At 43.0% G+C, this 24,017-nt stretch carries 24 protein-coding genes, 1 pseudogene and 1 riboswitch; of the genes and pseudogenes, 11 read left to right on the forward strand and 14 right to left on the reverse strand.

Going from position 1 to position 24,017, the window contains the following annotated elements:
• Nucleotides 1-22 precede the first annotated feature (22 nt).
• The 3 genes from ICW03_RS04825 to ICW03_RS04835 all read right to left on the reverse strand — a co-directional run bounded on the left by ICW03_RS04825 (nucleotide 23) and on the right by ICW03_RS04835 (nucleotide 2,842).
• A complete protein-coding gene (locus ICW03_RS04825; protein ID WP_215349658.1) occupies nucleotides 23-550 on the reverse strand; it encodes a hypothetical protein in 528 nt (175 codons plus the stop codon).
• A 30-nt stretch (nucleotides 551-580) separates the two neighbouring features.
• Nucleotides 581-1,888, reverse strand: a complete 1,308-nt coding sequence (locus ICW03_RS04830; protein WP_215349660.1) for a U32 family peptidase — start codon at nucleotides 1,886-1,888, stop codon at nucleotides 581-583.
• 84 nt (nucleotides 1,889-1,972) lie between these two features.
• On the reverse strand, nucleotides 1,973-2,842 hold the full coding sequence (locus tag ICW03_RS04835) for a fumarylacetoacetate hydrolase family protein (RefSeq protein WP_215349663.1): 870 nt from the start codon (nucleotides 2,840-2,842) through the stop codon (nucleotides 1,973-1,975).
• A 225-nt stretch (nucleotides 2,843-3,067) separates the two neighbouring features.
• Between ICW03_RS04835 and ICW03_RS04840 the strand changes: the two genes are divergently transcribed.
• Complete coding sequence (locus tag ICW03_RS04840; RefSeq protein WP_215349666.1) at nucleotides 3,068-4,726, forward strand: thiamine pyrophosphate-binding protein; 1,659 nt, start codon at nucleotides 3,068-3,070, stop codon at nucleotides 4,724-4,726.
• A gap of 74 nt (nucleotides 4,727-4,800) precedes the next feature.
• On the opposite strand, the gene ICW03_RS04845 is transcribed toward ICW03_RS04840, so the two are convergent.
• Nucleotides 4,801-5,832, reverse strand: coding sequence for a tripartite tricarboxylate transporter substrate binding protein (locus ICW03_RS04845; RefSeq protein ID WP_215349670.1), 1,032 nt, complete (start codon nucleotides 5,830-5,832; stop codon nucleotides 4,801-4,803).
• A 314-nt stretch (nucleotides 5,833-6,146) separates the two neighbouring features.
• On the opposite strand from ICW03_RS04845, the gene ICW03_RS04850 reads away from it, so the two are divergent.
• From ICW03_RS04850 to ICW03_RS04860, 3 genes are read left to right on the forward strand one after another with little or no spacing between them, the layout of a single operon-like run.
• Entirely contained in the window at nucleotides 6,147-7,088 is a 942-nt protein-coding gene (locus ICW03_RS04850; RefSeq protein ID WP_251374492.1) for a tripartite tricarboxylate transporter substrate binding protein, read from the forward strand.
• Nucleotides 7,085-7,960 (forward strand): oxaloacetate decarboxylase, encoded by an 876-nt coding sequence (locus ICW03_RS04855; protein ID WP_215349676.1) that lies wholly within the window; start codon nucleotides 7,085-7,087, stop codon nucleotides 7,958-7,960. Before ICW03_RS04850 ends, ICW03_RS04855 begins: the two co-directional genes overlap by 4 nt.
• 25 nt (nucleotides 7,961-7,985) lie before the next feature.
• On the forward strand, nucleotides 7,986-9,053 hold the full coding sequence (locus ICW03_RS04860) for an alpha/beta fold hydrolase (RefSeq protein WP_215349678.1): 1,068 nt from the start codon (nucleotides 7,986-7,988) through the stop codon (nucleotides 9,051-9,053).
• A 213-nt stretch (nucleotides 9,054-9,266) separates the two neighbouring features.
• Here ICW03_RS04860 and ICW03_RS04865 read toward each other — a convergent pair whose 3' ends face one another.
• Nucleotides 9,267-9,731, reverse strand: a complete 465-nt coding sequence (locus ICW03_RS04865) for a DUF2147 domain-containing protein (RefSeq protein ID WP_215349681.1) — start codon at nucleotides 9,729-9,731, stop codon at nucleotides 9,267-9,269.
• A 64-nt stretch (nucleotides 9,732-9,795) separates the two neighbouring features.
• Here ICW03_RS04865 and ICW03_RS04870 point away from each other — a divergent pair.
• A pseudogene (locus tag ICW03_RS04870) lies at nucleotides 9,796-10,587 on the forward strand (MipA/OmpV family protein).
• A 1-nt stretch (nucleotide 10,588) separates the two neighbouring features.
• On the opposite strand, the gene ICW03_RS04880 reads toward ICW03_RS04870, so the two are convergent.
• Entirely contained in the window at nucleotides 10,589-11,407 is an 819-nt protein-coding gene (locus ICW03_RS04880) for a carboxylesterase (RefSeq protein WP_215349687.1), read from the reverse strand.
• 94 nt (nucleotides 11,408-11,501) lie between these two features.
• On the opposite strand from ICW03_RS04880, the gene ICW03_RS04885 reads away from it, so the two are divergent.
• Entirely contained in the window at nucleotides 11,502-11,936 is a 435-nt protein-coding gene (locus ICW03_RS04885) for a DUF4118 domain-containing protein (protein ID WP_215349690.1), read from the forward strand.
• A gap of 459 nt (nucleotides 11,937-12,395) precedes the next feature.
• Here ICW03_RS04885 and ICW03_RS04890 read toward each other — a convergent pair whose 3' ends face one another.
• The 4 genes from ICW03_RS04890 to ICW03_RS04905 all read right to left on the reverse strand — a co-directional run bounded on the left by ICW03_RS04890 (nucleotide 12,396) and on the right by ICW03_RS04905 (nucleotide 16,702).
• A complete protein-coding gene (locus ICW03_RS04890) occupies nucleotides 12,396-12,746 on the reverse strand; it encodes a DUF3147 family protein (RefSeq protein ID WP_215349693.1) in 351 nt (116 codons plus the stop codon).
• A gap of 9 nt (nucleotides 12,747-12,755) precedes the next feature.
• Nucleotides 12,756-13,328, reverse strand: coding sequence for a TMEM165/GDT1 family protein (locus ICW03_RS04895; RefSeq protein WP_215349696.1), 573 nt, complete (start codon nucleotides 13,326-13,328; stop codon nucleotides 12,756-12,758).
• A 5-nt stretch (nucleotides 13,329-13,333) separates the two neighbouring features.
• Nucleotides 13,334-13,510: riboswitch (yybP-ykoY riboswitch) on the reverse strand.
• 206 nt (nucleotides 13,511-13,716) lie between these two features.
• Nucleotides 13,717-16,209, reverse strand: a complete 2,493-nt coding sequence (locus ICW03_RS04900; RefSeq protein ID WP_215349699.1) for a cation-translocating P-type ATPase — start codon at nucleotides 16,207-16,209, stop codon at nucleotides 13,717-13,719.
• Between the two features lie 67 nt (nucleotides 16,210-16,276).
• Nucleotides 16,277-16,702: a universal stress protein gene (locus ICW03_RS04905; RefSeq protein WP_215349702.1), complete on the reverse strand. Its 426-nt coding sequence runs from the start codon at nucleotides 16,700-16,702 to the stop codon at nucleotides 16,277-16,279.
• A 218-nt stretch (nucleotides 16,703-16,920) separates the two neighbouring features.
• On the opposite strand from ICW03_RS04905, the gene ICW03_RS04910 reads away from it, so the two are divergent.
• Genes ICW03_RS04910 through ICW03_RS04925 form a run of 4 tightly spaced genes read left to right on the forward strand, consistent with a single transcriptional unit; the run spans nucleotide 16,921 to nucleotide 18,833 of the window.
• Complete coding sequence (locus tag ICW03_RS04910; RefSeq protein WP_215349703.1) at nucleotides 16,921-17,304, forward strand: DUF1924 domain-containing protein; 384 nt, start codon at nucleotides 16,921-16,923, stop codon at nucleotides 17,302-17,304.
• A gap of 8 nt (nucleotides 17,305-17,312) precedes the next feature.
• Nucleotides 17,313-17,771, forward strand: a complete 459-nt coding sequence (locus tag ICW03_RS04915) for a diheme cytochrome c (RefSeq protein ID WP_251374470.1) — start codon at nucleotides 17,313-17,315, stop codon at nucleotides 17,769-17,771.
• Nucleotides 17,768-18,415 (forward strand): cytochrome b/b6 domain-containing protein, encoded by a 648-nt coding sequence (locus tag ICW03_RS04920; RefSeq protein WP_215349705.1) that lies wholly within the window; start codon nucleotides 17,768-17,770, stop codon nucleotides 18,413-18,415. The genes ICW03_RS04915 and ICW03_RS04920 overlap by 4 nt, the downstream gene beginning before the upstream one ends.
• Nucleotides 18,416-18,440: 25 nt before the next feature.
• The gene (locus tag ICW03_RS04925) at nucleotides 18,441-18,833 is read left to right on the forward strand and encodes a cytochrome c5 family protein (protein WP_215349707.1); all 393 of its coding nucleotides are present in this window, start codon (nucleotides 18,441-18,443) and stop codon (nucleotides 18,831-18,833) included.
• Between the two features lie 169 nt (nucleotides 18,834-19,002).
• Here ICW03_RS04925 and ICW03_RS04930 read toward each other — a convergent pair whose 3' ends face one another.
• Both ICW03_RS04930 and ICW03_RS04935 read right to left on the reverse strand, forming a co-directional pair.
• The gene (locus ICW03_RS04930; protein ID WP_215349709.1) at nucleotides 19,003-19,818 is read right to left on the reverse strand and encodes a GGDEF domain-containing protein; all 816 of its coding nucleotides are present in this window, start codon (nucleotides 19,816-19,818) and stop codon (nucleotides 19,003-19,005) included.
• Between the two features lie 2 nt (nucleotides 19,819-19,820).
• Nucleotides 19,821-21,044, reverse strand: a complete 1,224-nt coding sequence (locus tag ICW03_RS04935) for an HD domain-containing phosphohydrolase (protein WP_251374471.1) — start codon at nucleotides 21,042-21,044, stop codon at nucleotides 19,821-19,823.
• A gap of 120 nt (nucleotides 21,045-21,164) precedes the next feature.
• Here ICW03_RS04935 and ICW03_RS04940 point away from each other — a divergent pair, with 120 nt between their 5' ends.
• A complete protein-coding gene (locus ICW03_RS04940; protein ID WP_215349711.1) occupies nucleotides 21,165-21,662 on the forward strand; it encodes a hypothetical protein in 498 nt (165 codons plus the stop codon).
• Nucleotides 21,663-21,709: 47 nt separating this feature from the next.
• Here ICW03_RS04940 and ICW03_RS04945 read toward each other — a convergent pair whose 3' ends face one another.
• Both ICW03_RS04945 and ICW03_RS04950 read right to left on the reverse strand, forming a co-directional pair.
• A complete protein-coding gene (locus tag ICW03_RS04945; protein ID WP_215349714.1) occupies nucleotides 21,710-22,657 on the reverse strand; it encodes a hypothetical protein in 948 nt (315 codons plus the stop codon).
• Nucleotides 22,654-23,961 carry a glycosyltransferase family 2 protein gene (locus ICW03_RS04950; protein ID WP_215349715.1) on the reverse strand — a complete coding sequence of 436 codons (1,308 nt, stop codon included), beginning with the start codon at nucleotides 23,959-23,961 and terminating at the stop codon, nucleotides 22,654-22,656. Before ICW03_RS04950 ends, ICW03_RS04945 begins: the two co-directional genes overlap by 4 nt.
• Between the last annotated feature and the right edge of the window lie 56 nt (nucleotides 23,962-24,017).

Here is a 24,017-nt window from a genome sequence, read left to right on the forward strand (position 1 = left end):
TCACGTAATACAAGTAGGGCAATTACTTTTTGGATCCAAATAAGATTGCGAGTGTGGCTGTATTGCCCAGCGCCTGGTTTACGCCCATAAAAATTAAATAGGGCCAAACAATAAGCCAATATAGGATGGAAATTGCAAAAATCCTCAAGGGTTCACCATTGCCAAAGGCCGTCATAGAAGAGATAAATTCTTTTCCATGAATTAATCCATCTACTCCAGCCTCAAGGAAATTCAAGCCAAGTACGAAAATTAGATAAACAATGGATTCAAATAAAAGCGAATTCAATATCCCTTGCTCTTTATTCACTTTAATTGGATAAGCCGCCTGAGCAATCAACATAAATTTTGCAGAAATACCAGCCTTAATAAGTGCAAATCCAAATATATCCAAGGGGATAGGGCGCTCCTCAAGAGCTGTCGCTGCAAAAAACGCAATTGAACAGAACCAGGCGCCAAAGTAAAGGGTCAAGGTAAATGCTTTTTTAGCCTCTTCCTTAAGCTTGTCTTTTAAGCTGCGATGGTTAGATTGGCTAACGGTATTGTTTGTCATTAAAAAAGCAATCAGTGAAAAGAGTGTGAACTACTCACCACAAGTTGCGCAAGAACCTGCAGTTTCTAGAGGCGCTGGTTCTTGTGTGTACCGCGCAATAAAGGCGTGTTTACTGGACATTGGGAGTTTTAGCCAAACAAAGTGTCCTGATCCAGGCGCAACATCAATCGACTCACCGTTCATATTCCACATTTCAGAGAGAACAACATCAGTGTTGCCGTTGGGCTCGATAATCTCTAGCTTGTCGCCAACAGAAAAGCGGTTTTTGACATCAACCTTGACTCGACCGGCGGCTGAATCGATGTCTAGTGTTTCGCCAACGTATAAGCTGCGTCCCGATAGGGAGTGACCGCGCATATACAGTTGATACTCTTTATCATGGTGACGTTCATAAAAGCCGTCTGTATAACCGCGATTGGCTAAGCCCTCTAATTGACCCAATAAGGCTGTATTAAATGGCTTGCCAGCAACAGCATCATTAATGGCTGCTCGGTAGGCTTGTACAGTGCGAGAAACGTAATAGGGTGACTTGGTGCGACCTTCAATCTTAAAAGAGTCAACACCCATCTTGGTGAGGCGCTCGATATGCTCAACTGCTCGCAGATCTTTTGAATTCATGATGTAAGTGCCGTGCTCATCCTCTTCCATTGGCATCAAATCATCGGGGCGGCGAGCCTCTTGCAAAAGAACTACATCTCCACTGCCATTTTGTTGTCCGGGCTTGACTTTGTAGTCCCAACGGCAAGCGTTGGTGCAGGCACCCTGATTCGAATCGCGGTGTGACATGTAGCCTGACAATAGGCAGCGACCTGAATAAGCGATGCAGAGGGCTCCATGAACGAATACTTCAAGCTCCATTTCGGGACAATCTTGACGAACTTCTTCGATTTCATCAAAAGAGAGCTCGCGAGACAAAATCACGCGACTAATGCCAACAGAACGCCAGAACTTTGCAGAAGCACCATTTACTGTATTGGCCTGAACCGATAAATGAATTGGCATGTCAGGCCAAGCTTCACGTGCCATCATGATTAAGCCAGGATCCGACATGATTAAGGCATCTGGCTTTAATGCAATCACCGGATCCATGTCTTTAATGTAAGTCCGAGTTTTGCCGCCATGCGGTAGCAGATTGGAGACTAAGTAAAACTTTTTACCCATGTCATGGGCAGTATCGATACCTTGCTTGAGGACCTCAATCTTGCCAAAGTCATTATTGCGAACACGAAGTGAATAACGAGGTTGTCCGGCATAAATGGCATCCGCACCAAAATCAAATGCAGTGCGCAGCATGTTAAGGCTGCCAGCAGGGGCTAATAGCTCAGGAATTTTAGTCATGAGCCTATTTTAGTGCCTCAGAGGGTATTACGCATTCCCAGGCATTTTATGGCCTGGTAACGTTATTTTTAAGTAGAAGGGGGGTTATTCGTCAGCAATTGAATTGCTTAGAACTCCAATAGATTCAATCTCAATTTCACAGATATCACCAGGTTTCATGAAGACGGGTGGCGTTCTGGCGTAGCCAACCCCAGCAGGGGTGCCTGTAATCACTAAATCTCCAGGCTCTAAAGTCATGCATTCAGAAATCAGCACGATGGTCTCAGCTACACCCCACAGGAAGTCTTTGGTATTGGCATTCTGCATAACTTGACCATTGAGGCGCGATTGAATGTTCAGTCCATCGCAACCCGGGGGTAGTTCGTCTGGTGTCACTAACCAAGGACCAAATGCACCTGTTTTGTCAAAGTTTTTGCCAATAGTCCATTGCGTCGTTTTGCGCTGATAGTCTCGAATGCTGCCATCATTAAATACGCTGTAGCCAGCCACGCAGTCCAATGCATTTTCGAGGGTGGCATTGCGAATCGTTTTGCCGACAACAAAAGCAAGCTCTGCTTCATAATCAAGTTTGTCAGATACCTTTGGTCGTATGAGTGGGCTTCCATGAGACGTGAGGGAGCTAGGTCCGCGCATAAAGAAGCTTGGATACTCTGGTCTCGCATTGCCGCCTTCTTTTGCGTGATCTGCATAGTTCAGCCCCATGCAGATAATTTTCCCTGGCCTATCTATTGGCGCATTAAATGAAATCTCACCTAGCTTTCTGATGATGGCCTTTGGATTATCGAGGGCAGCTGCCGCTCGATTGAGTAGTTCTGGCGACTGAATGAGTGCGAGTAGATTATTTGGAAGAGTTGTATCTGTGGCGCATAAATCAACAAACTTAGATGGATTATTTTTGCAGAGCGCCCCAATACCAGATTGACCGTTGCTATTGCTAAAGCTAATTAGTTTCATTTGTGTCTCCCGCTTATTTTTAGTGATTACGTGAATCTTAATATGGGCAGTATATGGCAGCATTCGAAACGAATCAGCGGCTTCTGTAAACCTGTAAGAGACTCCAAACGAACAGGGTGGTACAGATTAAATGAAAATGTCCTGGACCCAGAAATAATGTGATAATTTTCAAAACAACACATCAAATAACCGACCATTAAGAGATACTAAGAAAGCATAAAAACTATGGGGACACCCAGCGATTCATTGAATGGTGGACAGATTCTAGCCAATGCGCTTGTAAGGCAGGGCGTAGATCTGGCCTTTGGGGTGCCAGGTGAGAGCTTTCTACCATTGCTTAATGGCTTAGTAGATCACCCCCAGTGCCGTTTTATTACCTGTCGCCAAGAGGGTGGTGCTTCCTATATGGCGGAGGCATACGCAAAGTTGACTGGTAAACCGGGTGTTGTTATGGTGACTCGCGGCCCCGGCGCTTCAAATGCCATGATTGGTTTGCATACGGCTTATCAAGATTCAACGCCCCTGGTGCTATTAGTCGGCCAAGTAGGTACGGATATGGTTGAGCGCGAAGCTTTTCAAGAGGTTGACTACCGACGAATGTTTTCTGAATGTGCAAAGTGGGTTGGCAGTATTGATCGAGTTGACCGCATTGATGAATTTGTATCTCATGCATTTCATGTTGCACAGGCCGGTAGAAAAGGCCCGGTAGTTTTAGCGCTCCCAGAGGATGTTCTGTATATGTACGGACAAGAGAAGCCGGTAGCACCTGCACATATTGTTCAGCCTGGCTTAAACCAAGCAGAATTCTCTAGAGCGATGGATGCGTTTTCCAAGGCTAGTAAACCACTTGTGCTTGCCGGTGGTGGGAATTGGAATCAGACTGCTTGTGAAGGCTTAAGGGCTTGGGCTAATCGTGAGGGCGTACCAGTTGCAACCAGCTTCCGATCTCAAGATGTGATTGATAACTTAGATCCTTGCTTTGCGGGTGATTTGGGTATTGGCGCCAATCCTACACTAGCTAAGCGCGTACAAGATGCCGATTGTCTATTGGTTATTGGTGAGCGCTTGGGAGAAATGACAACCGCCGGTTATAGCCTCTTGTCATCTCCGCAAGCAAAGACCAAATTAATTCACGTACTTTCAGGACCTGAAGAGCTGGGCCGTGTATACCGACCAGAATTTGCGCTGAACTGTAGCCCTGAAAACTTTTGCCACGCCCTGAGCGAAGTCAAGATGGGCAAGCAATATGATCGCCAGGCTATGAGTGATGCTCACGATGAATATCTTGCTTTTTCAACTCCGGTAACAGTTCCGGGAGATATGCAGTTGGCGCACATCATGAGCGCATTAAAGGATGTGATTCCACGTAATTCCATCGTTACAAATGGCGCTGGTAATTTTGCTACCTGGGTACATCGTTTTTATCCATATGGCGCATTTAAGACGCAATTGGCGCCGGCAAATGGTTCAATGGGTTATGGCTTGCCAGCTGCAATTGCTGCAAAAATTGCTGATCCACAAAGAGTGGTGATTGCAGTATGCGGCGATGGAGATTTCATGATGAACTGTCAGGAGCTGGCAACGGCAGCTCGTTACGACGCATTCCCAATTATCTTAGTAATTAACAACAGCATGTTGGGCACTATTCGCATGCATCAGGAGCGTGAGTTCAAGTCACGAGTGATTGCCACCGAATTAACCAATCCTGACTTCATCAAGTTTTCAGATAGCTTTGGTATCCCCGGATATAGAGTGACCAAAACAGAAGACTTCGCACCTATCTTTGCCAAAGCATTAAATGGAAACGGTGGTGCGTTGATTGAACTAGTTCTAGATCAAGAAGTCATCTCTCCAAGCAAACTACTTTCTCAGTTGGGAAAATAAAAAAGAGGGGAGCCCCCTCTTTTTGTAACTGCATCAGCTAAACAGATTGGCAGCTGGAAATTAATATCCGTGAATTAATCTACCTTTGCCCCGGAATCCTTTACCACCTTAGTCCATTTCAAAATTTCAGCCTTAATGAAGGTGGAAAATTGTTCAGGTGTATTGCCTACAGGCTGTGCACCCATCGCTAAGTACTTTTCTTGAACAGAGGGGCTAGCGATGGCTGCCATTAAAGCAGCGCTATCTTTATTCAAAATATCAGGAGGCGTGTTTGCTGGGCCAACTACACCAAACCATGATGTCGCTTCATATCCAGGTAAATTGGCGGCTTCAGCAATCGTTGGCAAATCTGGAAATGCGGGTGAACGTTTAGCACTAGTTACAGCCAATGCCTTGAGACGTCCTGCGCGAATGTAGTTGATTGAAGAAGGTAAATTATCAAACATGATGTCTACATTTCCAGCCATCAGGTCGGTTACCGCAGGCGGGCTACCCTTGTATGGCAAATGCACCATATAAGTTTTAGTCATCGATTTAAATAATTCACCCGCCATATGAATGGAGGTACCGTTTCCACTGGAGGCCATATTCACTTTGCCTGGATTGGCTTTGGCATAAGCAATGAGATCTTTTACAGTATTGATTCTATTTTTAGTCGCAAACGCAGGATTCAGAACGAGGACATTGGGTAGTTCTGCGACCAATGTGATAGGCGTAAAGTCTTTAATAGGGTCAAAAGGAAGCTTACCGCCGCCTTGTGTATACAAAGGAAGGTTAATGCCGTGAGTTCCCACCGAAGCCATTAGCCATGTATAACCATCAGGCGGTGATTTGGAAACTAGTTCTGCACCAATATTTCCGCCGGCTCCCGGCTTGTTATCAATAATGACATTCCATTTTTGAGAATTGAGTAATTCATTTTGTAATGGGCGAGCAATATTGTCAGTTGCTCCGCCAGCTGGAAAGGGGACGATAAATTTAATGGGCTTATTCGGATAATCGGATTGAGCCAATGCTGTATGTGTAGGACCTGCCATTAAGGCCAGTGATAGCAAACATAATCGTAATGCTCGTGATGTAATGCTTGCAGAGCCGTATTTGTTCATTCTTATCTCCAGTAGATTGTGATCATTCTTCGGATGATTCTTTTAATGTTTTTCATGGGTTTTAAGCTCTAAGCTAAGTTCCCAAATTCAAAGCATATATTCATGATTTAAGCATAACTGGGCAATGAGTGTTGACCCTTGGTTTGGGGTTTTGTTCCTAGAGTAGCGGCTTATTCAGTCTTTAATTGCAATTACTACTATTTCGGGGGGGTCCAGCCGTTTCCCTGCCTCAAAAAACGATTCATAATGTGCAAAGACAAATAAAAATGGAGACGATTCCAATGAGGGTATTTTTACGGTCCGCTCTTGCTGGTATGGCGCTGACGGGTGTTTTGTTTACCCCGCTGGCAAATGCGCAAGCTTGGCCACAGAAGCCTATTAAATTTATCGTACCTTTTTCCGCGGGCGGTGCCAACGATTTGATGGCCAGAGCTGCCGCTGAAGGTGCATCAAAGGTTTTAGGTCAGACTATTGTGGTTGAAAACAAACCTGGAGCGGGTGGAACTTTAGGCACGGTATTTGTCAGCAAGAGTGCTCCAGATGGATATACATTTTTAATTAGTGCAGCAGGTGTTGTATCCAATAATATGATCAAAAAAACAACCAACTACAAAGATAGTGATTTGGTCCCAGTAGTCATGATTGGTTTGGCTCCATCAGTGATTGTTGTTTCTTCTGAGTCTAGTTATAAAAATTTACGAAATTTTGTGGATTCCTCAAAAGATGGTCAGGGCCTCCATTTTGCTACTGCGGGTACTGGAAGCACTCCACACTTTGTTGCTGAATTACTCAATACAAAATATGGCGCTAAGCTCATTCCGGTGCCCTACAAGAGTGGATCAGAAGGTGCTTCCGCAGTTATGGGTGGTCAGGTGGCTGGTACTTCTGAAGCCAGCATTGTGGCTTTGCCTCACATTAAACCGGGCGGTAAATTTAGACCTTTAGCGACCACTTGGACAAAACGTATTTCAGCCTATCCTGAGCTAACTACAGCTGTTGAGCAAGGATTTCCGGATCTTCAAATTGCTCATTGGGCAGGGATACATGCCCCTGTAGGAGTATCTCCTGAAGTCATGGATAAGTTAGCGGCAGCGGTTGATGTTGCAATGAAGTCTCCGCAGGTTGCTGATCGTTTAAAGAGCCAAGGCATAGAGCCAGTAGGCGGTACTCGCGCTTCATTCAATGAATTCGTTGATGCCGAACGCGCACGTCTGGGTGGAATTGTGAAGGCCGCCAATATGAAAGACGATCAATGAAATTAGATTACGAACTTGGCGCTATCCTACGCCAGAAAGTTGAAGCAAGAAAAGGCATGTTGGTTGCTGGAGCAGCAAATGCATTAGCCGCCAGAATTATCTACGAGCTTGGATTTGAGGCTATTTATCTTAGTGGCGCTGGCTTAACCAACACCTATTACGGTGTTCCTGATTTGGGCTTTGTAGGTTTGTCTGATCTAGTGGGGCATACCTCTGCTATGCGCGATGCAATGCCTCTGCCAATTATTGTGGACGCTGATACTGGTTTTGGAAATGCCCTTAATGTCAGACAGACGGTGCGACAGTTGGAACGCGCAGGAGCAAACGCAATACAGATTGAAGATCAGGTGATGCCAAAAAAATGTGGCCACTTTGCAGATAAATCCGTCATTGATCCAATGGAAATGGTTTCCAAAATTCATGCGGCGGTAGATTCTCGAGACAGTAAAGATTTTTTAATTATTGCTAGAACTGATGCGCGAGCGATCCATGGTTTAGATGATGCGCTTGCAAGAGCAGCGCTTTATGCAGAACATGGGGCTGATATTACTTTCGTCGAGGCGCCTGTGGATGTGAGTGAGCTCAAACGAATTGCCACAGAGCTTTCATGCCCGCAGATTGTAAATGTGGTGATTGGCGGAAAAACTCCATGCTTGCCCCAGCAAGAGTTTGCAAAAATGGGCTTCGGTATTGTGTTGTATGCCAATGCTGCTCTGCAGGGCGCTATGCGTGGTATGACTAATGCTCTCTCTCACCTCAAGAATCACGGTGAATTACATGAGGATCTCAATTTGGTTGCATCCTTTGAGGAGCGGCAGCGATTTGTGCAAAAACCCTTTTTTGATGATCTGTCAGAGAAGTACAAAAAATAAGTAAAAATTATTACAAGGAAGTCATATGAATTTCATAGCCAGTCATTACTTCAAAGTAATTGTTTGCACTATTCTTGCTCTTTTATCGATCACGGTAAGCTATTCCCAGACAGCCCCTCAGCCAAAAGAGGGTGTATGGATAGCCAAAAATTTTCGCTTTCATACAGGTGAGGTCATACCCGAGTTAAAGATTGGGTACATTACTATCGGTGACCCGGGTGGTATTCCAGTTGTGATATTGCATGGCACTGCTGGAACCGCAAAAGGTATGCTGTCAAAAAACTTTGGCGGTGAATTATTTGGACCAGATCAAGTTCTTGATGCAAGTAAATATTTCATCATTCTGCCAGATGCAATAGGTGTGGGTAAGTCAAGCAAGCCGTCTGATGGGCTTAAGACCAAGTTTCCACATTACAACTATGAAGATATGGTTGACGCTCAATATAGGCTAGTTTCTGAAGGCTTAGGCATTAAGCATTTGCGTTTAGTTTTAGGAAACTCTATGGGCGGTATGCAAACCTGGTTATGGGGCATCAAATATCCCGACTATATGGATTTATTGGTTCCAATGGCATCTTCGCCTGCTCAGATGTCAGGCCGCAACTGGATGATGCGCAGGATGATTATTGACTCGATTAGAAATGATCCAGAATGGCAGGGCGGTAATTACACAAAGCAACCTAAAAGCCTTCAATTTTCTACCGTGTATTTCAATATTGGCTTTAGCGGAGGAGATCAAGGTCTCTACAGGTTGGCGCCAAATAGCAATATGGCAGATCAATTGCTTAATCAACGGTTAAGCGCTACTTTTGTAGCTGATGCGAATGACAACTTGTATCAGTGGGAGTCTTCTCAAGACTACAACCCAACACCTCATTTGGAGAAAATTAAGGCTAGGGTGTTGGCAATTAACTCGGCCGATGATGAAAGAAATCCGCCTGTTTTAGGTTTTATGGAAAAAGCATTGCCACGCTTAAAGAATGCCAAGCTTTACCTTATACCGGCTTCCCCTGAAACATCTGGCCATAGTACGACTGGTCAGGCAAAGTGGTGGAATAAAGAATTGGCTGCTACCTTAGATAATATGAAGTAGGAGTCAAAAGAAAAAAGTTAAATTTAAGAAAAAAAGCCTAGCTTTCTCTAGGCCTTTTACTTATTTGGCTCCTCGACCTGGGCACGAACCAGGGACCTACGGTTTAACAGTAAGAAACCCCTTGCCAGCCAAACGACCACTATCGGCCAATAGTAGACTTTAAGAATTGGAGGCAACATACCTCAAGAGGTTTTTTGGTGATTGAAATGTATCTCAGCGAACCCAAGTTTGAGTTCTTCCCAACAATGGGATGCCAATATAGCCTCTTACTTCCAAAGTTTTATCGTTGATCAAATTAATTTTTACCTTGTAAACCTCACCTTCGTCGGGATCTAAAATTTCTCCGCCCGACCAAACCCCTGGACTAGATTTCTTGAGACCTCTCATAATCACCATTCCGATGATTGGCTTACCTTTTCGCTCATCTTTACATAAGTTACAGTGGGTTACTAGTGTTTCGCCAGGACTGGGAATTAATTCAATAACGGTACCAATTAATTCACTATTTTTTTCGTCCAATCGAATTAAGGAGCTAGGTTGGTTTGTTTTCTCATCAATTGTTTTCCATACCCCAAGTACTGGATCTGTAGATTGTGCATTGCCATAACTTACAAAAAGAAAAGTACCCAAAACTGTGCATTTGATAAATTTTGTAATGATTGGTACTGAGTTAGTCATAACGCTTCCATTGGGTGGTTTGGCTGCTAGTACAGGTAGCCTTCTTTCATGTTAGATTGATGTCATGATTAAGTCTATAAAACTAGCCGCAGGCCTGATATTACTTTGTTTTTTATCAAGCATTTCTGCTGCTTATGCTGCTAACAGTATAGATTCTGATATTCCAAACGGGATTCCAGATCGTATTGTGGGTGATATCGGAGCTGCTGTGTACAGCACTAATTTGAATATTGGCAACACTGGTAGCCAATCAATGGCCTTACCTTATGGCTTTTTTGACTACCAGCGCTTTGCCATGCGCATTGATCAGTTGGCCTTTAAAACTCTGCCTGTCGGGTTTGGATTTCTTGAAATCGTAGGTAAGGTCGATCCTGATTCCTATAAGGTCAAATCAACCATTAACTCTCAAACAATTAATAAAGGCTATCAAGTACCTGTTGGCCTTGGAACATTTCAAGATACGCCTATTGGGGCATTTTTTTTGAACGCCTATCATGACTTTGGTCAGTCGAAAGGCAATCTCCTTGAGGTTAATTATTTTGCAGAAATCGAATTGACTAGCAAAGTAGTTCTCTACCCGCAAGTAGGCATGGAGCGCCAGTCAGGCTCTTTTGCAAACTACTACTATGGGGTTACTCCTGGTCAGTCTCAAATTACTGGGTATCGAGCATATACAGCCTCTGCTTCCAATAACCCATTGGCAGGTTTTTTACTTTAGATACCGGTAGCTGATGATTGGTACGTTAATCTATACGGAAAACGAAAATGGCTCGGTTCTGGAGTCAACAACAGCCCAGTTCTCACTCGTTCATTTCAGGATACGGTGTTTATGGCACTTGCCTATCGATTTAAATAGATTAATCAATGATGCGATTACGAATTATTAATTGTTTAGCATCTTTGCTGTATTGAACTACTGCCTTACGCTTAAAAAAAGATTCTTGAATAAATTCTACGGACTCATTAACCACTATTTCACGCTCGTTATCTAAAGTGATGATGTGGTAAGACCCACCAAGCCAAAGCGTCTCACAAGTTGAAGAGCTAATACTTTTAGAGAGCCAATCTATTGCCGTTGGTGATACTACATCATCATCAATAGAGGATATGATTTTTATATCAGATCGGAAATCTACGAGTATTTTTTTTGCAAATTCAATAAGTTTTAGGGACTGATATAAATGTTTTGCCGAAAGGGAGGCTGATCCCACCTCTGTAGTTTCTTGCTCTAAGATTTGTTTTGCAACACGACGACGGACCTCAGGATTGCGTAAGCCGTATGGTTGAGATTCTTTATAGTGCCAATTCGTAATCCCAAGCTTGAAGACAACATAGAGCAATGGGTAGTACCAGGGTACGCTCCAACCATCAAAAGCAAAAACGGGGGAAAGTGCGACTACTGGTAAATTCTTTTGATAATCAGCCTCGTAGGCTATTGCTAGTGTTGCACCCATGCTCAAGCCTATTAAACAAACTTGACCGTGGTTTTTAAGCAGTAAATTGACTACCGTATCTAATTCAGAGAGCCAAATATCAAAAGTGTCAAAGCCACTTTGAGCGGAGTAGCCATGAATTCTGGGAATACAAGAGGTATGCCCTAATTTTTTGATCACTTTGGGGATCGATCCCAGCTCCAACATAGAGCCCTGAAGGCCAGGAAGGAATACTACTGCCATACCTGTAGTTCCTAGGGTAAACTCCTCGAAAAGATCATTCACTTCATTGGACATGGTTTTAATTGGTAGTTAGCTTTAATAGAGTGTAATCCAAATGCAAATAAAAAATTCACGGGCATGGGCGCCTGATACCCCTTCTGTCTATGGATATGCATTACTTGGAACCCTGGCTGCATTTTTCTTGCGCTATCAATTTCATCCACTAATGCAATCTCAGTTCCCAATATTATTTTTTCTTTTTAATACCACTTTGGTTTCTTACAAATTTGGCTGGAAGCCAGCAACTATAACTGCAATTATTGGGATGACATTGGCATATTATTTCTTCATACCGCCATTTAATAGCTTCGAGTTACCCACCATTCTTGACGCCCTCAATCTTTTTATTTTCTCAATCTTATTCGTTACGATTATTTATTTAATTGAAAAATTACAACGTGAGCGATTTAGGGCTGTATTGATTGCCAGAGTATCCGATTCAAGAATGAAAATAATGGCAAAATTAAGTGCTGGTAAAACACTAATTTGAAATCTTAGGGCTGAGGCATACTGCGCCCAAGCCTGCTGTGGGTCGTTTGCTGTCACTCATTCTTATAAAATCTTTTTTGTGAATATAGGCTGGTGCAACCATATCAACACTAGAGTTTTACCCACCCCCCCATGTCTTAATATCTGAGAACTAAATCACAGATAGCTCTTACTATTAACCTCTATATTCTGCTGATTTAGCTAACTGATTTCAGGGGTCAATGTTGTCCATCTGTTGTCTATGGGCTAGAAAGTAAAAAAGCCTTCAGGGCTATTAACTCTGAAGGCTTCTACTTATTTGGCTCCTCGACCTGGGCTCGAACCAGGGACCTACGGATTAACAGAGGAAAAAACACTCTAGTAGCTTCAAATCAGTATATACAAACTTCAGTAAAGATCAGGAAATTAGATGATTTTGGTTTGTTTGGATTGTCTGATTTCGGCCAATAACTGCCATTGCCTAAAGCAAATTAATTCCAAAACCTTTCATCAGCAAAGCAAATAAGCCAAAGCAAATAACAGTTGCCACTACGCAAGCTCCCATAGTCATCCAAAACCCCAGCCTTGGAAGCAAGTATGGAAACAATAGAAACATAGGCAATGTTGGAATCACATACCAAAAGGTGTAATAGGCGTGATTGGCTATTTTCTCTTCGGGCTGGTTTTCTGCATACAGCCATACAAGAGTTAAAAGAGTCATTAATGGCAATGCCGCAATAAAACCACCCAACCTATCACTTCGCTTAGCTACTTCGCTAATGAATACAACCATACCTGCTGTTAGCAGGAATTTTGTGATTATCCAAGTCATAGTATTTCCTTAAAATAGCTTATCAACTTCAAGCAATGTCAAAACACCCATAATCGCAAAGATGGCGGCGGCAATCGAGTGAACTAGCTTCATTGGGATCTTCTTGGCAAACTTATTGCCAACAAATACTGCTGGAACGTCCGCAATGAGCATGCCTAGTGTGGTACCAACAACAACGGCTAGTGGAGCCGCATAGTGAGCCGCTAAAGCGATGGTGGCTAATTGAGTCTTGTCACCCATCTCAGCTAAGAAGAAAGTGATGAAAGTAGCGCCGAAAACGCCAAGATGCTTTGCCACTTGAGTTTCTTCTTCCTCAATCTTGTCGGGTATCAAAGTCCAAATCGCCATGCCAATAAATGATGCACCAAGAATCCATCGCAATACTTCAGGATTGACCGTTGAAGTAATCCACGCACCTAAAGCACCAGCTAAGCCGTGATTGATGATGGTTGCCACAAGAATGCCAAGAATGATTGGAATAGGCTTTTTGAATCTTGCTGCAAGAATAAATGCGAGTAATTGGGTTTTGTCGCCCATTTCAGCGAGAGCCACAACGCCAGTGGAAATTAATAGTGAATCCATTTGATAGTCCTCTAGGCTGTGACATAAACAAATGACTACAACGCACCCACAGCCTAAGTAAGTGTTTGTAGTCAAAAGTCTTGCCAAGTATCTAAACCGCTTACACCATAAGCCTAAGCTCAAGTATGTTGATGTAAGCCATCTTCTGTAAAGAAGAGAGGCTACTCCCTAGTGACTAGTAAATTATAGCAATTCTTATATAACGATTTTGTGAAATTAGCATTAGCCATTCTCAGCCCGGGTCAATTCCCTCCGGCCGCCAAGGGGGATCAAAACCACCTTAGGTTGGTTTTCTTTGTATGCATTCTGTGGGCCATTAGTATTTATTCGGTTTTTATCGGATTTCTGATTCGCCTGATAGCTGCTTTTGGCTAATGGCAGTCACTTGCTATTGACCCCATTTTCTTCTGTAGCCTAACTTAACTAGTTCGTACCACGTGATTCCGATTAACCCAGAGGCAAGAATCACTAAAGCACCTTCTAGCGTAGGCACAGTGAATTGAAATCTATCGCGAAGAAACGGAATGGTAATTAAAAATCCAAAGGATATAACTCCAATACCGAGAATCCATTTTTGAGACGGATTGGTTTTTTGCAGGATTCTAAGGAGGTGATCATTTTTAGATCTGCTGACAATTATTAATGAGATGTTTCCTAGTACTAGACTGCCAAATGATAGGGTTGTAGCCATTGCATGGGAATAGTTCATATTTAGGAGCCAGAAATATAGACCAACAACAATAGTGGTCAATCCTGCTCCTTGTAACAAAGCCATGGAGATGCTTTGGAAGCTAAAGAGTTTTTGATTAATACTTCTAGGTGGCTTTAGCATGACATCGCTTTCAGGCGCTTCCATCTCAAAAATAATTGCACATGCTGGGTCAATAATCATTTGCAGAAAGACGATATGTATTGGGTCTAGGATCGGCTGCACCCCAAAGAGAATGGGAATAAAAACAGCTCCAGCCATTGGGATGTGGACGGCAACGACATAAATAATGGCTTTATGTAAATTGTCATATATTTGTCTGCCCTGCTGGATAGTGTGAACGATGGATGAAAAATCATCATTTAGCAGTACTAAGGACGCAGCTTCTCTAGCGACATCGGTACCTCGTTGCCCCATCGCAATGCCTACATGAGCTGCTTTTAGGGCGGGCGCATCGTTAACCCCGTCACCTGTCATAGCCACAACTTCATTGTTCGCTTGCAACGCTTTTACAAGCCTTAATTTCTCAGTGGGCTTAATACGCACATAAACTGACGTTTTCTTTACCGCTTCGCGAAGCTCAAGATCATTAAGTGTATTAATATCGCTGCCAGATAGAACGCTGGCACTATCAATACCTGCTTGCTTTGCAATCGCTTGCGCTGTAATTGCATGATCTCCAGTAATCATGATGACGCGAATGCCAGCTCTTTGACATTTCTGAATGGATGCGGGCACTTCTTCACGAATTGGGTCTTTGAGCCCCACAAGACCGAGCCAAGTAAACTCAAATGAGCTCAAGTTTGCTGGCCAATTTGAGCTTTGCTTCATATATTGAGCTTTTGCAACTCCGAGTAAGCGCAATCCTTGTGATGCAAGATCTTTAATTTGTTTTTCAATTACCGCCATTTGTGTTTGCGACAAATTACAGCGCTTAAGGACTGCCTCCGGAGCACCTTTGATGGCCACCAGGCACTGATTAGAGTCTGACGCCTTCCAAAGATGCGTCATTGCAGGGAGCTCGGGGCTCAGGCCATACTCGTGTACCAATTCAAATTCGGAAGTCTGATTAATGTATTCGGGAGCGAGATGGCGCTTTTCATAAAAAGCTTGTTCCATCGGGTCAAAGGGCTTCACCTCGCTTGCAAGTACGCAATAACCTAGCAGCTCTTTTTGCGATGGATTTAGTTCATCATCTTTTGAGCTAAGCATCAGGATATTCTGGGGGGTTGCAAGAACCTCTAAAGACATCCTATTCAGGGTGAGAGTACCCGTCTTATCAACGCATAAAGCTGTAATGCTGCCCAGTGTTTCAATGACGGGTGCATACCTAGTAAGTACTTTTTGGCGAGCTATTCTCCAAACGCCGAGCGCCATAAATACCGTCAAAATTACTGTGAATTCTTCTGGCAGCAATGCCATGGTTAGGCTAATAGCGGTCAGTGCGCCTTGAAGCCAGTTATCGTGCATTAATCCGTAGATTGCTAGAACGATAATTGAGAGGGAGACACCAAAAATCGTAACCCTTTTAATCAATTCCCCAATATCTTCCTGAAGAGGGCTATTAAGACTAATGATTTGCTTTAGGCTACTTCCGATCTTGCCTAACTCGGTTTGCATGCCAATAGCGGTAACTCTGGCTATGCCGCTACCCCGAATTACCATGCAACCTGAATGGACTTGACTAGCACTATCTTTTATAGTGGGTTCAGATTCACCGGTGAGCAATGATTCGTCAACGAGTAGGTCATGTGATTCAAGCAATAGAGCATCTGCGGGAATTCTGTCCCCTTCTGCAAGTAAGAGTATGTCACCAACGACAATGTCTTTGCCGGCTATTCTTTGCGTAATGCTATCTCTAATGACAATCGCTCTGGGGCTTGAGAGTTCTTTGAGGGCATCAATTGCTTTTTCACTTTTTCGCTCTTGGAATAGGGTAATTCCAACTGAAATACAAATGAATCCAATCAATATCAATGCATCATCAATTTTGCCAATAACTAGGTAAATCGAGCCAGCCAGCAGGAGAAGGGCGAATGTAGGCTCAGATAAAATTCGAAGTAGTAACTTGAAAAGAGTTTTTTTATCTGCAACTGCAAGCTCATTAAGCCCGTGCTGCGCTTGAAGCTGGAGCACTTCAGACTTAGTGAGGCCCTGCAATGGTGAGGGCATCTTTATGTCTGTAAGTCTATAAAAGTGATGGACTCAGTTGGCCGCCATCGGCAACCAACTGAATGGGTTACTTAATCAATAGTACTGGTTGTTTTGCACAGCTACTGATACGTTGGGCTACTGATCCCATTAACGCATCAACAAAACCACTTCGACCTTTTGCACCCATAACAATCAAATCCACTTTATCTTTATTTGCAAGTGCCATAATTTCATCAGATATATGACCGCGCTTGATAACTATATTGTGTTTGACCCCAGCCGCATCCAAGACCTTTTGAGCCGCCTTCAGTTCCTTCTCGCTTACTTCTCTTAAATAATCATCAACAACACTTTTGGCAACGAATTGTTTTATATGACCAAGGCCAGCATCATCGTGAACGCTAATTAAAGTAACCACAACCGGGCTGCGAGAATTTTTAGCTGTTTTAGCAACATACTTTGCTGCATTGAGAGATGATTTTGAGCCATCAATTGGTAATAGTATTTTCATGGTGTTGTCCCTTATTTAGTGTTGATTTAAGTTGATGTAATAGCTTAAGGTGGACCTTTATCAGGTCTTATTACTTACATTAGCATTAAAAATATAAGTATTCCAATTTAAATTACTTTTTGATCTAAATCAAATGCCGATGCCATTCTTGCCATTTGTCAAAATTAAGTCATTTATTGGATTCATAATTAAAGGGTAGAAATAAAGGGTAGGTTGTTATGAATAAAAAAGTAGCCTTAGTTTTAGCGTTGCTGGGTTTTATCAGCACGGCCTTTTCGGCAACCCCACAAGACTTGTTAAAGGGGTATGAGTCCCAATCTGGGAAAGCATCTCCAGTTCGTGGCGAACAATTCTTTAATGCTAAGCACGGAAAAGAATGGAGCTGTGCTTCGTGCCATGAGAATCCTCCAAACCATGACACCAAGCATATTGTTACTGGCAAGGTGATTAAGCCTTTATCTCCCAATGCAAACCCTGAACGATTTACGGATCAAACCAAGGCTGAAAAGTGGTTTAAGAGAAATTGCAACGATGTCCTGGGAAAGGATTGCACTGCCCAAGAAAAGGCAGATGTGCTTTCTTGGCTCATGACAGTTAAATAAGGATATTCATGAAAACTTACTTATTAATACCATTGCTAACCTTTTTGGCAATGCCTGTATATGCCGCAAAAATGTCTATGCCAATTGATGCTCCTAAGTCCTATGAAGCAGAGTGTGCCAGCTGTCATATGGCCTACCCACCAGCACTACTCAGTGAAAAGAGCTGGTCAAATGTAATGAGCAGCCTTAGCAAGCACTTTGGTACCGATGCCAGTATCGATGAAAAGGATAAGTCTGAACTGACTGCCTGGCTTAAAAAGAATGCCACTACTCGTCAAAAATATAGCGAGACAGCTCCCGAAAATCGCATCACCAAAACATCCTGGTTTATTCGGAAACATGATGAAGTTAGGCCTGATGTATGGAAGAGGGCTGGGGTGAAGAGTCCAGCAAACTGTTCTGCTTGCCATGTTGATGCCGCTAAAGGTGATTTTAATGAGGACCGAATTCGGATCCCTGCAAAATGAATATCACTGATAAAAAACATTCTGTTCTGGTTTGGGATTTTCCGGTCAGAGTATTCCATTGGCTATTGGTAGTTTCATTTGCGGGTGCCTGGATAACTTCCGAGAGTGAAGCTCAGCAAATGTTTCATTATGCATTTGGCTATTCAGCTTGTGGGTTGATTCTATTCAGGATTATTTGGGGAATAGTTGGTACTAAATATGCACGTTTTACCCAATTTTGTAAGGGGCCAGTAGAAACTATTCGCCACATCAAATCTTTATTGTCGGGCAGCCAGCATCATGGACTGGGGCACAACCCAGCAGGTGCTTTAGCAATGATTACATTAATGGTATTGGTCCTTCTAATTGGATTAACCGGGTATTGGAGTGTTAAAGAGCTATTCGCTGATTTAGCGAATGAGGCACATGAAGCCATTGCTAGCCTAGCAATGGGTATTGTTGTCGTCCATGTGGCAGCAGCAATCATCATGAGCTTTATGCAGAAAGAAAATTTAATTCAAGCTATGGTTACGGGCAAAAAACAAGGCAACCAAGACCAGGGAATTAGATTTCCAATGTACTTTGTGGGTATTGGTCTAATAGTTGCATGGATTTACACTTTTTATCTAGTGGTCAGAGGTTCTTTACCTGCATTGACTCAGTAATTATTAATTATTTTAGGAGTAAAAATTGAAGAAGATCAAACTTACTTTATCTATATTTTTTGGACTTTTTTTATCGGGCCCTGCTTTTGCCATTGATAAGAATAGTAGTGGAGAACAAATTTATAAAGAGGTGTGCTCTGTTTGCCATACGGCCGGGGTAGCAAATGCCCCTAAGCTGGGTGATCAAAATTCCTGGAAAAAATTAATAGGTGAGGGGCAAGTGATTATTACTGCTCATGGCTATGTTGGTGTGAGGGCTATGCCTCCTAAAGGCGGCAGGCAAGATTTATCGGTTGAACAATTTGCTGAAGCCTTAAACTTTATGGTGAACAAATCTGGTGGTAATTGGTCTACGCCAGATAAGCCCATGCTTGACAAAATCAACATCGAAATTTCAAACCGAAAAAAGACACAGTAAATCAATCACCTCAATGGGCGTCCCTTATGGGTCGATAGCAGTCACTTAATGTTTGTCGGATCGGGTATCCGTCGCTCTAGATCCTTATTGGCTGCTTTCGGCCAAAAGCGGTCATTGCGGACAGGGCGTTCGCTAAGTTTTTTAAATTCAAGCTAATAAATAACTATTTTTAGCTGTAGGTTTGATTTCTGCCTGCTTTTTTTGCTTGATACATTGCTTGGTCACAAGCAGCGTAATATTTTTTAAAGATAGGCCTACACTCTGTACCCTTATCACGATTTGGGTCAAACACAGAAATTCCAATACTGATAGTTATATAAATTTCATTGCCGAGAGAGCTTGTAAGTGGTTGGCATGCAATATGCTCCCGCAACCTTTCTGCAACTTTGAATGCCTCTTGTTTGGTGGTTTCTGGCAATACTATTAAAAACTCCTCACCACCCACTCGACCACAGATATCAATTTCGCGTAATTCCTTCAGGCTTTCTTTTACTAGAGCAATTAATACTTGATCCCCAATGGGATGTCCGTAAGTATCATTTACAACTTTGAAGTGATCAATATCAAGCATTAAAAAAGAAATATCTTTTTTGCTTCTTAACGCTTTTTTAATCTCCAGCTCAGATCTTGCGATGGTTTCAGCGCGACTCAGTGCTAAAGTTAATGAATCTGTCTTTGAGAGCTTATCTAGGACATAATTTTTTTCTTCAAGGTCAATTAATAAATTTTTAAACTGAAACATTCCTAATAAAAGCAGAAGTGAAATTGGAATGGAGAGCGCTGCATCTACCAGATTTATATGTCCGTTATCAAGTACGTGAAGCAAAGGAGAGATGCGCCTTCCCGTCATTAACCCCAGACCAAGAGCAAGGAATCCGCAAGCTAAGCGGTAAGCGCGGGCGCGGAAAAATAAATTGATAGCATACGCAGCAGCAGCAATCTGAAGACACAGGGAAAACGCATAAAGAGTGGCCGCTATAAGCATATTTATTCAGCTTCAGATAGTTTTTGCAAAGTGTTATTTGCATCCATCAACTCAAAAGCAGCATCAACCACTTTTGCATCTAGCTTTTCACCGGCTTCGGAGCGAACCTCATCCATGGCAGCACTAAGGCCGCGCGCAGCGCGATAAGGTCGATGCGTTGCCATTGCCTCAATCGTATCGGCTACAGCTAGAATTCTTGCTTCTAGGCAAATCTGATCACCTTTGAGTCCATGCGGATATCCGCTGCCATCAAGACGCTCATGATGCTGTCTAACCATATCTGCAATTGGCCATGGAAAAGGAATATCTTTTAGGATTTGGTAGCCTGATTCAACATGGCCTTGAACCATTTGCATTTCAAGATCCGTTAGCCTTGTCGGCTTAGTTAAGATCTCCGATGGTACGGCCACTTTACCAATGTCATGAACCATGGCTGCCATATAAAGAGCTTGAATCGCGTTATCATCCCATCCCATTTGCCTGGCAATTGCAGTTGAAATGGAAGCTACTCTTTTTTGATGGCCGGCTGTATAAGGATCTCGCCATTCCATGGTTCTCGCCATCGCTTCAATGGTTGCTTTTAGGGCATTAGCTAGACGTTCTTGTGTTTGTTGCTTTTCGTGAATTTCACCATCTAGCTTATGCTGTCGTTCAATCGACCTGAGACCAAAACCAATTTCTTGCGCTAAGCTTTCAAATAATTGCACCTCAGACCCACCAAAAGCATTGGGCACTTTTGAGTAAACCAATAAAACTCCAAAAGGGCGTGCTTCTCCATCTGGTATTGGACATCCAATTGCAGATCGAATGCCAAATTTTCGGGCTAGCTCTCTCCAAGCGATAAATCCTTCATCCAACTCAGAGTCCACTACAACACTGGACTTACCAGTGCGAATGGCTAAACCTCCAGGGCCCATGCCGGAAATATTTTTATCGGACCAACTTACGACGATATTTTCAATATAAGCTAACGCAGAACCAGCGCCGCCCATTACCTGCACGGTTTTATTTTCATCATTCTCAGCCTTGCCAACCCATGCGAGAACATATGGACCCTGTGCAGCAATAGCACTGCAAACTTCTGCAACCAGTAAGTCTGTTGAATCTGCTCTAGCTAACGCAGCAGCAGCTTCTGATAAAGCTGATAATGCCCAACCCCTCTTTTCTAACTCCTGCTTCATGGCTGGGGTTGGCAAATCTACGGGCTTTTGATTATCTGTACTCATGCTTCCATTATGAATCTAAAGAAGATCTATTTTCAATTGCCTGAGAATGAATCAACTTATTAACTTGTCATTCAGTAGAAAAAGATGGAGTATTGACTATATGGGAAATAAAAGGTTGCAATGAAAGACGATATTGAGAAGATTTATGCCAAGTTAGTTAACCTTGAAACAGAGGTAACTAACTTACGCACAGGCTACATAGTGGTAAATCAACGCTATGCAGAGGCCATGGGAAGTTTGAAGGCCTTAACAGCTAGTGCGCTTGAAGCTGCAAAACGAGCAGCCATTGCTGCTGAGAAAGCGCTGCTAGCAGCTAAGAGTTCTGCAACTGCAGCTAAATTAGCGGCATCTGAATCTGTCATTGATGCAGCTGAAGCGGCAGCAGATGCTGCAGCATCATCAGCGGAAGCTGCAATTGAAGCGGCAGCAGCAGCCTCGGCTGCGGCATCTGCGGCAGCAGCTGCAGTTGCCCATCAAGCTGAAGAATCTTCTATCAGAGCTTCAGCGGAAGCGGCGGAAGCCACTAAACGTGCAGCGGATGCTGCGGCTGAAGCCGTTAGGATGTCTAATCTTGCATCCGAATCAGCTCGTAATGCCAGAAAAAATACTAAGTGCTAAAGTAAAAAAGCTCCCATTTAGGAGCTTTTTTCAGCCAATTTCCTATATTAAAAAGGAAAGATTAACTCTTCCATGATGTAGCGATAAAAGTAATTCGGCCCCAAGAATCCGGCTGACTTACCGTATCCTACCCGAGTTTTAAAATAGTAATCATTAGAGGCAACTGGGCTGGTAGCTGCGAACTCATACAGCTGGGTTGTCGTACTGGGGTCTTGATTCACTCTTTGCCGACCTACTCCAGCGGTCCCACTCAGCATCCATCCAGCCAACCTTTTTCGCATTCCGAAAGCGAACATTGCCTCGCTATATTGATCGGGGTTGAAGTAGTTGTTGGGAACATTCGTATTGGTATCTCTAAATTGGCGATAACGTAATTGAGCCGTTAAGCCATAATCCGGCACCAGGTTATAGATGAGCTTCCCCCTCACAATTGGCCTAGTGTTGGTATCGGAAAAATTCATTTGGCCAAGCATCGCAATGGCCGTCAAACGTTCTAGTAACTGCTGCTCAACACTAGCGGCACCTAAGGTGTAATAGATTCCATTCGTTAATGAGTTCTGAGTTTCGACACGATCTCGATTGAGCATGACCTCCGCCTTTGTTGAATCTGTTAGTCGAAATCCATAATTGCTATCAGTAGTCAGGACCTTGTGCCCGTTTTCCAAGTTGTAACCGATATTGAGGTTGTAACCTAAGCCGGTTCTAGGATTGATGGCCCTAGTTAGCAATGTATAAACCTCGGCCGAAGAATCCCAACCCCCTTGAGTAAAGTAATTGTGCTGATAGCTAATGCCCGTATATTTTTCTCCATGCTCGTAAAGTGGCATGAAGCCTGCGCTGTACTTGTAGGTAGAGAAGCCTTCACTATCAGATGCAATGTAGGCATTTGGCGCTGAAATTGCCTGCTTAGAGGCGGGCTCCTGATCTGCCACAGCAGCTGACGATGAAACAAGTAGAAGTAAGGGCAATCCAATTTGCTTAAGGAAATTGATCACTTTGTACCCCAAGTCTTATTTAAATTAAATAACTCAGAGAAATAACCATAAACACACGCTGGCTGCAATATCAGGCCGTAAGCAAAAACATAAAATAAAAATCCAAATATATTGGCACGTACCTTTAGATGTTCTTTACTAAACATGCTTTGACTTCTCGAATACATGTATAGGTTGAGAGCCAATGCCATCGGTAAGATGGAGAGAGTCATTGGTCCCACTATCCAAAAATACCCAAAACAAGCAAGCACCAAACCAGGAATAAACCCGAGAGAATAAGCAATATCCATAAACGGAAACATCGTATTCCACCAAATATAGATGGTAGATAAACGGGGTTTTAGCAGAATCATCGGATTAACCTTAAATGACTCAATTAGCCCGCGAGACCAGCGCTGTCTTTGTTTGATAAAGGCTTTGAGAGTCTCTGGACAGTTAGTAAAGGCGATTGCATCTTCAGCATGACCAACTCGATAACCAGCAAGCAGAAGCTTCCAAGTCAAGACAATATCTTCACCAACCATCCCAGGCCAGCCTCCAACTTCATTCAATGCATTTCGGTCATATAAAGAAAATGCACCCTGAGCTACTAGAGTCCCCTGAAATAGGGATTGAATTCTCTTAATGCTGGCAATGCCTAAAAAATAATCCCACTCTTGAGCTTTGGTAATCCAATTAGTCCGTGAATTTCGTATAAGAATTTCACCGGCAACTGCTTTGGTATTTAATGGATCTGATATAAATCGTCCGACTAAATTTTTAATGGCGTCAACATGAAGATAGCTATCAGCATCAACAGAAATCACAATTGCACTTTTGGAAATCTTTAATCCCTGATTCAGTGCAGCAGCTTTTCCGCCATTTTTAGTCAGGCTAATTAATTCTATATTTGGATTGGTTGCCTGTTTAGATCTCACAACATCACTTGTGTTATCGGTAGATCCATCATCAACGACAATTACTCGCATTGGCCCAAGATAATTTTGCTTTCTAATTCCTTCGAGCGTGGAATCTATGGCCATCCCTTCATTGAATGCTGCAATCAAAATCGTAACTTCTGGGTTCTTTTGATCTTCAATAACTGGCGGCCTTTTATCCAGTAGTAGGGATGTAAATACAAATGCATTCATGCACCCAGGAATTATGGCGATAAACGTAATTAAGAAAAATGCTAGGAAGGGGCCTACATGTACTGAAAGATCTAGAAACCAAGGCTGAGAGTACCAAATAGAAAAGGATCCCCATGCTAGGCCAACAATTGAGGCGATGACGAACTTGGTATGAACCGTTATATAAACTGCCATAAGAGCTTTGAATTGATGACTATTCAGTATAGTGCCAACCTAATTTGCGACGGCTT

It is taken from the genome of Polynucleobacter sp. MWH-Aus1W21 (assembly GCF_018687275.1).
Lineage (GTDB): Bacteria > Pseudomonadota > Gammaproteobacteria > Burkholderiales > Burkholderiaceae > Polynucleobacter.

Coding starts and splice junctions, on each gene's coding strand:
- ICW03_RS04910 (WP_215349703.1), top strand. CDS start 16,921: ATGAATAAAAAAGTAGCCTTAGTTTTAGCGTTGCTGGGTTTTATCAGC.
- ICW03_RS04915 (WP_251374470.1), top strand. CDS start 17,313: ATGAAAACTTACTTATTAATACCATTGCTAACCTTTTTGGCAATGCCT.
- ICW03_RS04940 (WP_215349711.1), top strand. CDS start 21,165: ATGAAAGACGATATTGAGAAGATTTATGCCAAGTTAGTTAACCTTGAA.
- ICW03_RS04900 (WP_215349699.1), bottom strand. CDS start 16,209: ATGCCCTCACCATTGCAGGGCCTCACTAAGTCTGAAGTGCTCCAGCTT.
- ICW03_RS04830 (WP_215349660.1), bottom strand. CDS start 1,888: ATGACTAAAATTCCTGAGCTATTAGCCCCTGCTGGCAGCCTTAACATG.
- ICW03_RS04905 (WP_215349702.1), bottom strand. CDS start 16,702: ATGAAAATACTATTACCAATTGATGGCTCAAAATCATCTCTCAATGCA.
- ICW03_RS04865 (WP_215349681.1), bottom strand. CDS start 9,731: ATGACTAACTCAGTACCAATCATTACAAAATTTATCAAATGCACAGTT.
- ICW03_RS04885 (WP_215349690.1), top strand. CDS start 11,502: ATGCAAATAAAAAATTCACGGGCATGGGCGCCTGATACCCCTTCTGTC.
- ICW03_RS04845 (WP_215349670.1), bottom strand. CDS start 5,832: ATGAACAAATACGGCTCTGCAAGCATTACATCACGAGCATTACGATTA.
- ICW03_RS04840 (WP_215349666.1), top strand. CDS start 3,068: ATGGGGACACCCAGCGATTCATTGAATGGTGGACAGATTCTAGCCAAT.
- ICW03_RS04850 (WP_251374492.1), top strand. CDS start 6,147: ATGGCGCTGACGGGTGTTTTGTTTACCCCGCTGGCAAATGCGCAAGCT.
- ICW03_RS04890 (WP_215349693.1), bottom strand. CDS start 12,746: ATGACTTGGATAATCACAAAATTCCTGCTAACAGCAGGTATGGTTGTA.
- ICW03_RS04895 (WP_215349696.1), bottom strand. CDS start 13,328: ATGGATTCACTATTAATTTCCACTGGCGTTGTGGCTCTCGCTGAAATG.
- ICW03_RS04860 (WP_215349678.1), top strand. CDS start 7,986: ATGAATTTCATAGCCAGTCATTACTTCAAAGTAATTGTTTGCACTATT.
- ICW03_RS04880 (WP_215349687.1), bottom strand. CDS start 11,407: ATGGCAGTAGTATTCCTTCCTGGCCTTCAGGGCTCTATGTTGGAGCTG.
- ICW03_RS04825 (WP_215349658.1), bottom strand. CDS start 550: ATGACAAACAATACCGTTAGCCAATCTAACCATCGCAGCTTAAAAGAC.
- ICW03_RS04930 (WP_215349709.1), bottom strand. CDS start 19,818: ATGCTTATAGCGGCCACTCTTTATGCGTTTTCCCTGTGTCTTCAGATT.
- ICW03_RS04950 (WP_215349715.1), bottom strand. CDS start 23,961: ATGGCAGTTTATATAACGGTTCATACCAAGTTCGTCATCGCCTCAATT.
- ICW03_RS04920 (WP_215349705.1), top strand. CDS start 17,768: ATGAATATCACTGATAAAAAACATTCTGTTCTGGTTTGGGATTTTCCG.
- ICW03_RS04855 (WP_215349676.1), top strand. CDS start 7,085: ATGAAATTAGATTACGAACTTGGCGCTATCCTACGCCAGAAAGTTGAA.
- ICW03_RS04835 (WP_215349663.1), bottom strand. CDS start 2,842: ATGAAACTAATTAGCTTTAGCAATAGCAACGGTCAATCTGGTATTGGG.
- ICW03_RS04935 (WP_251374471.1), bottom strand. CDS start 21,044: ATGAGTACAGATAATCAAAAGCCCGTAGATTTGCCAACCCCAGCCATG.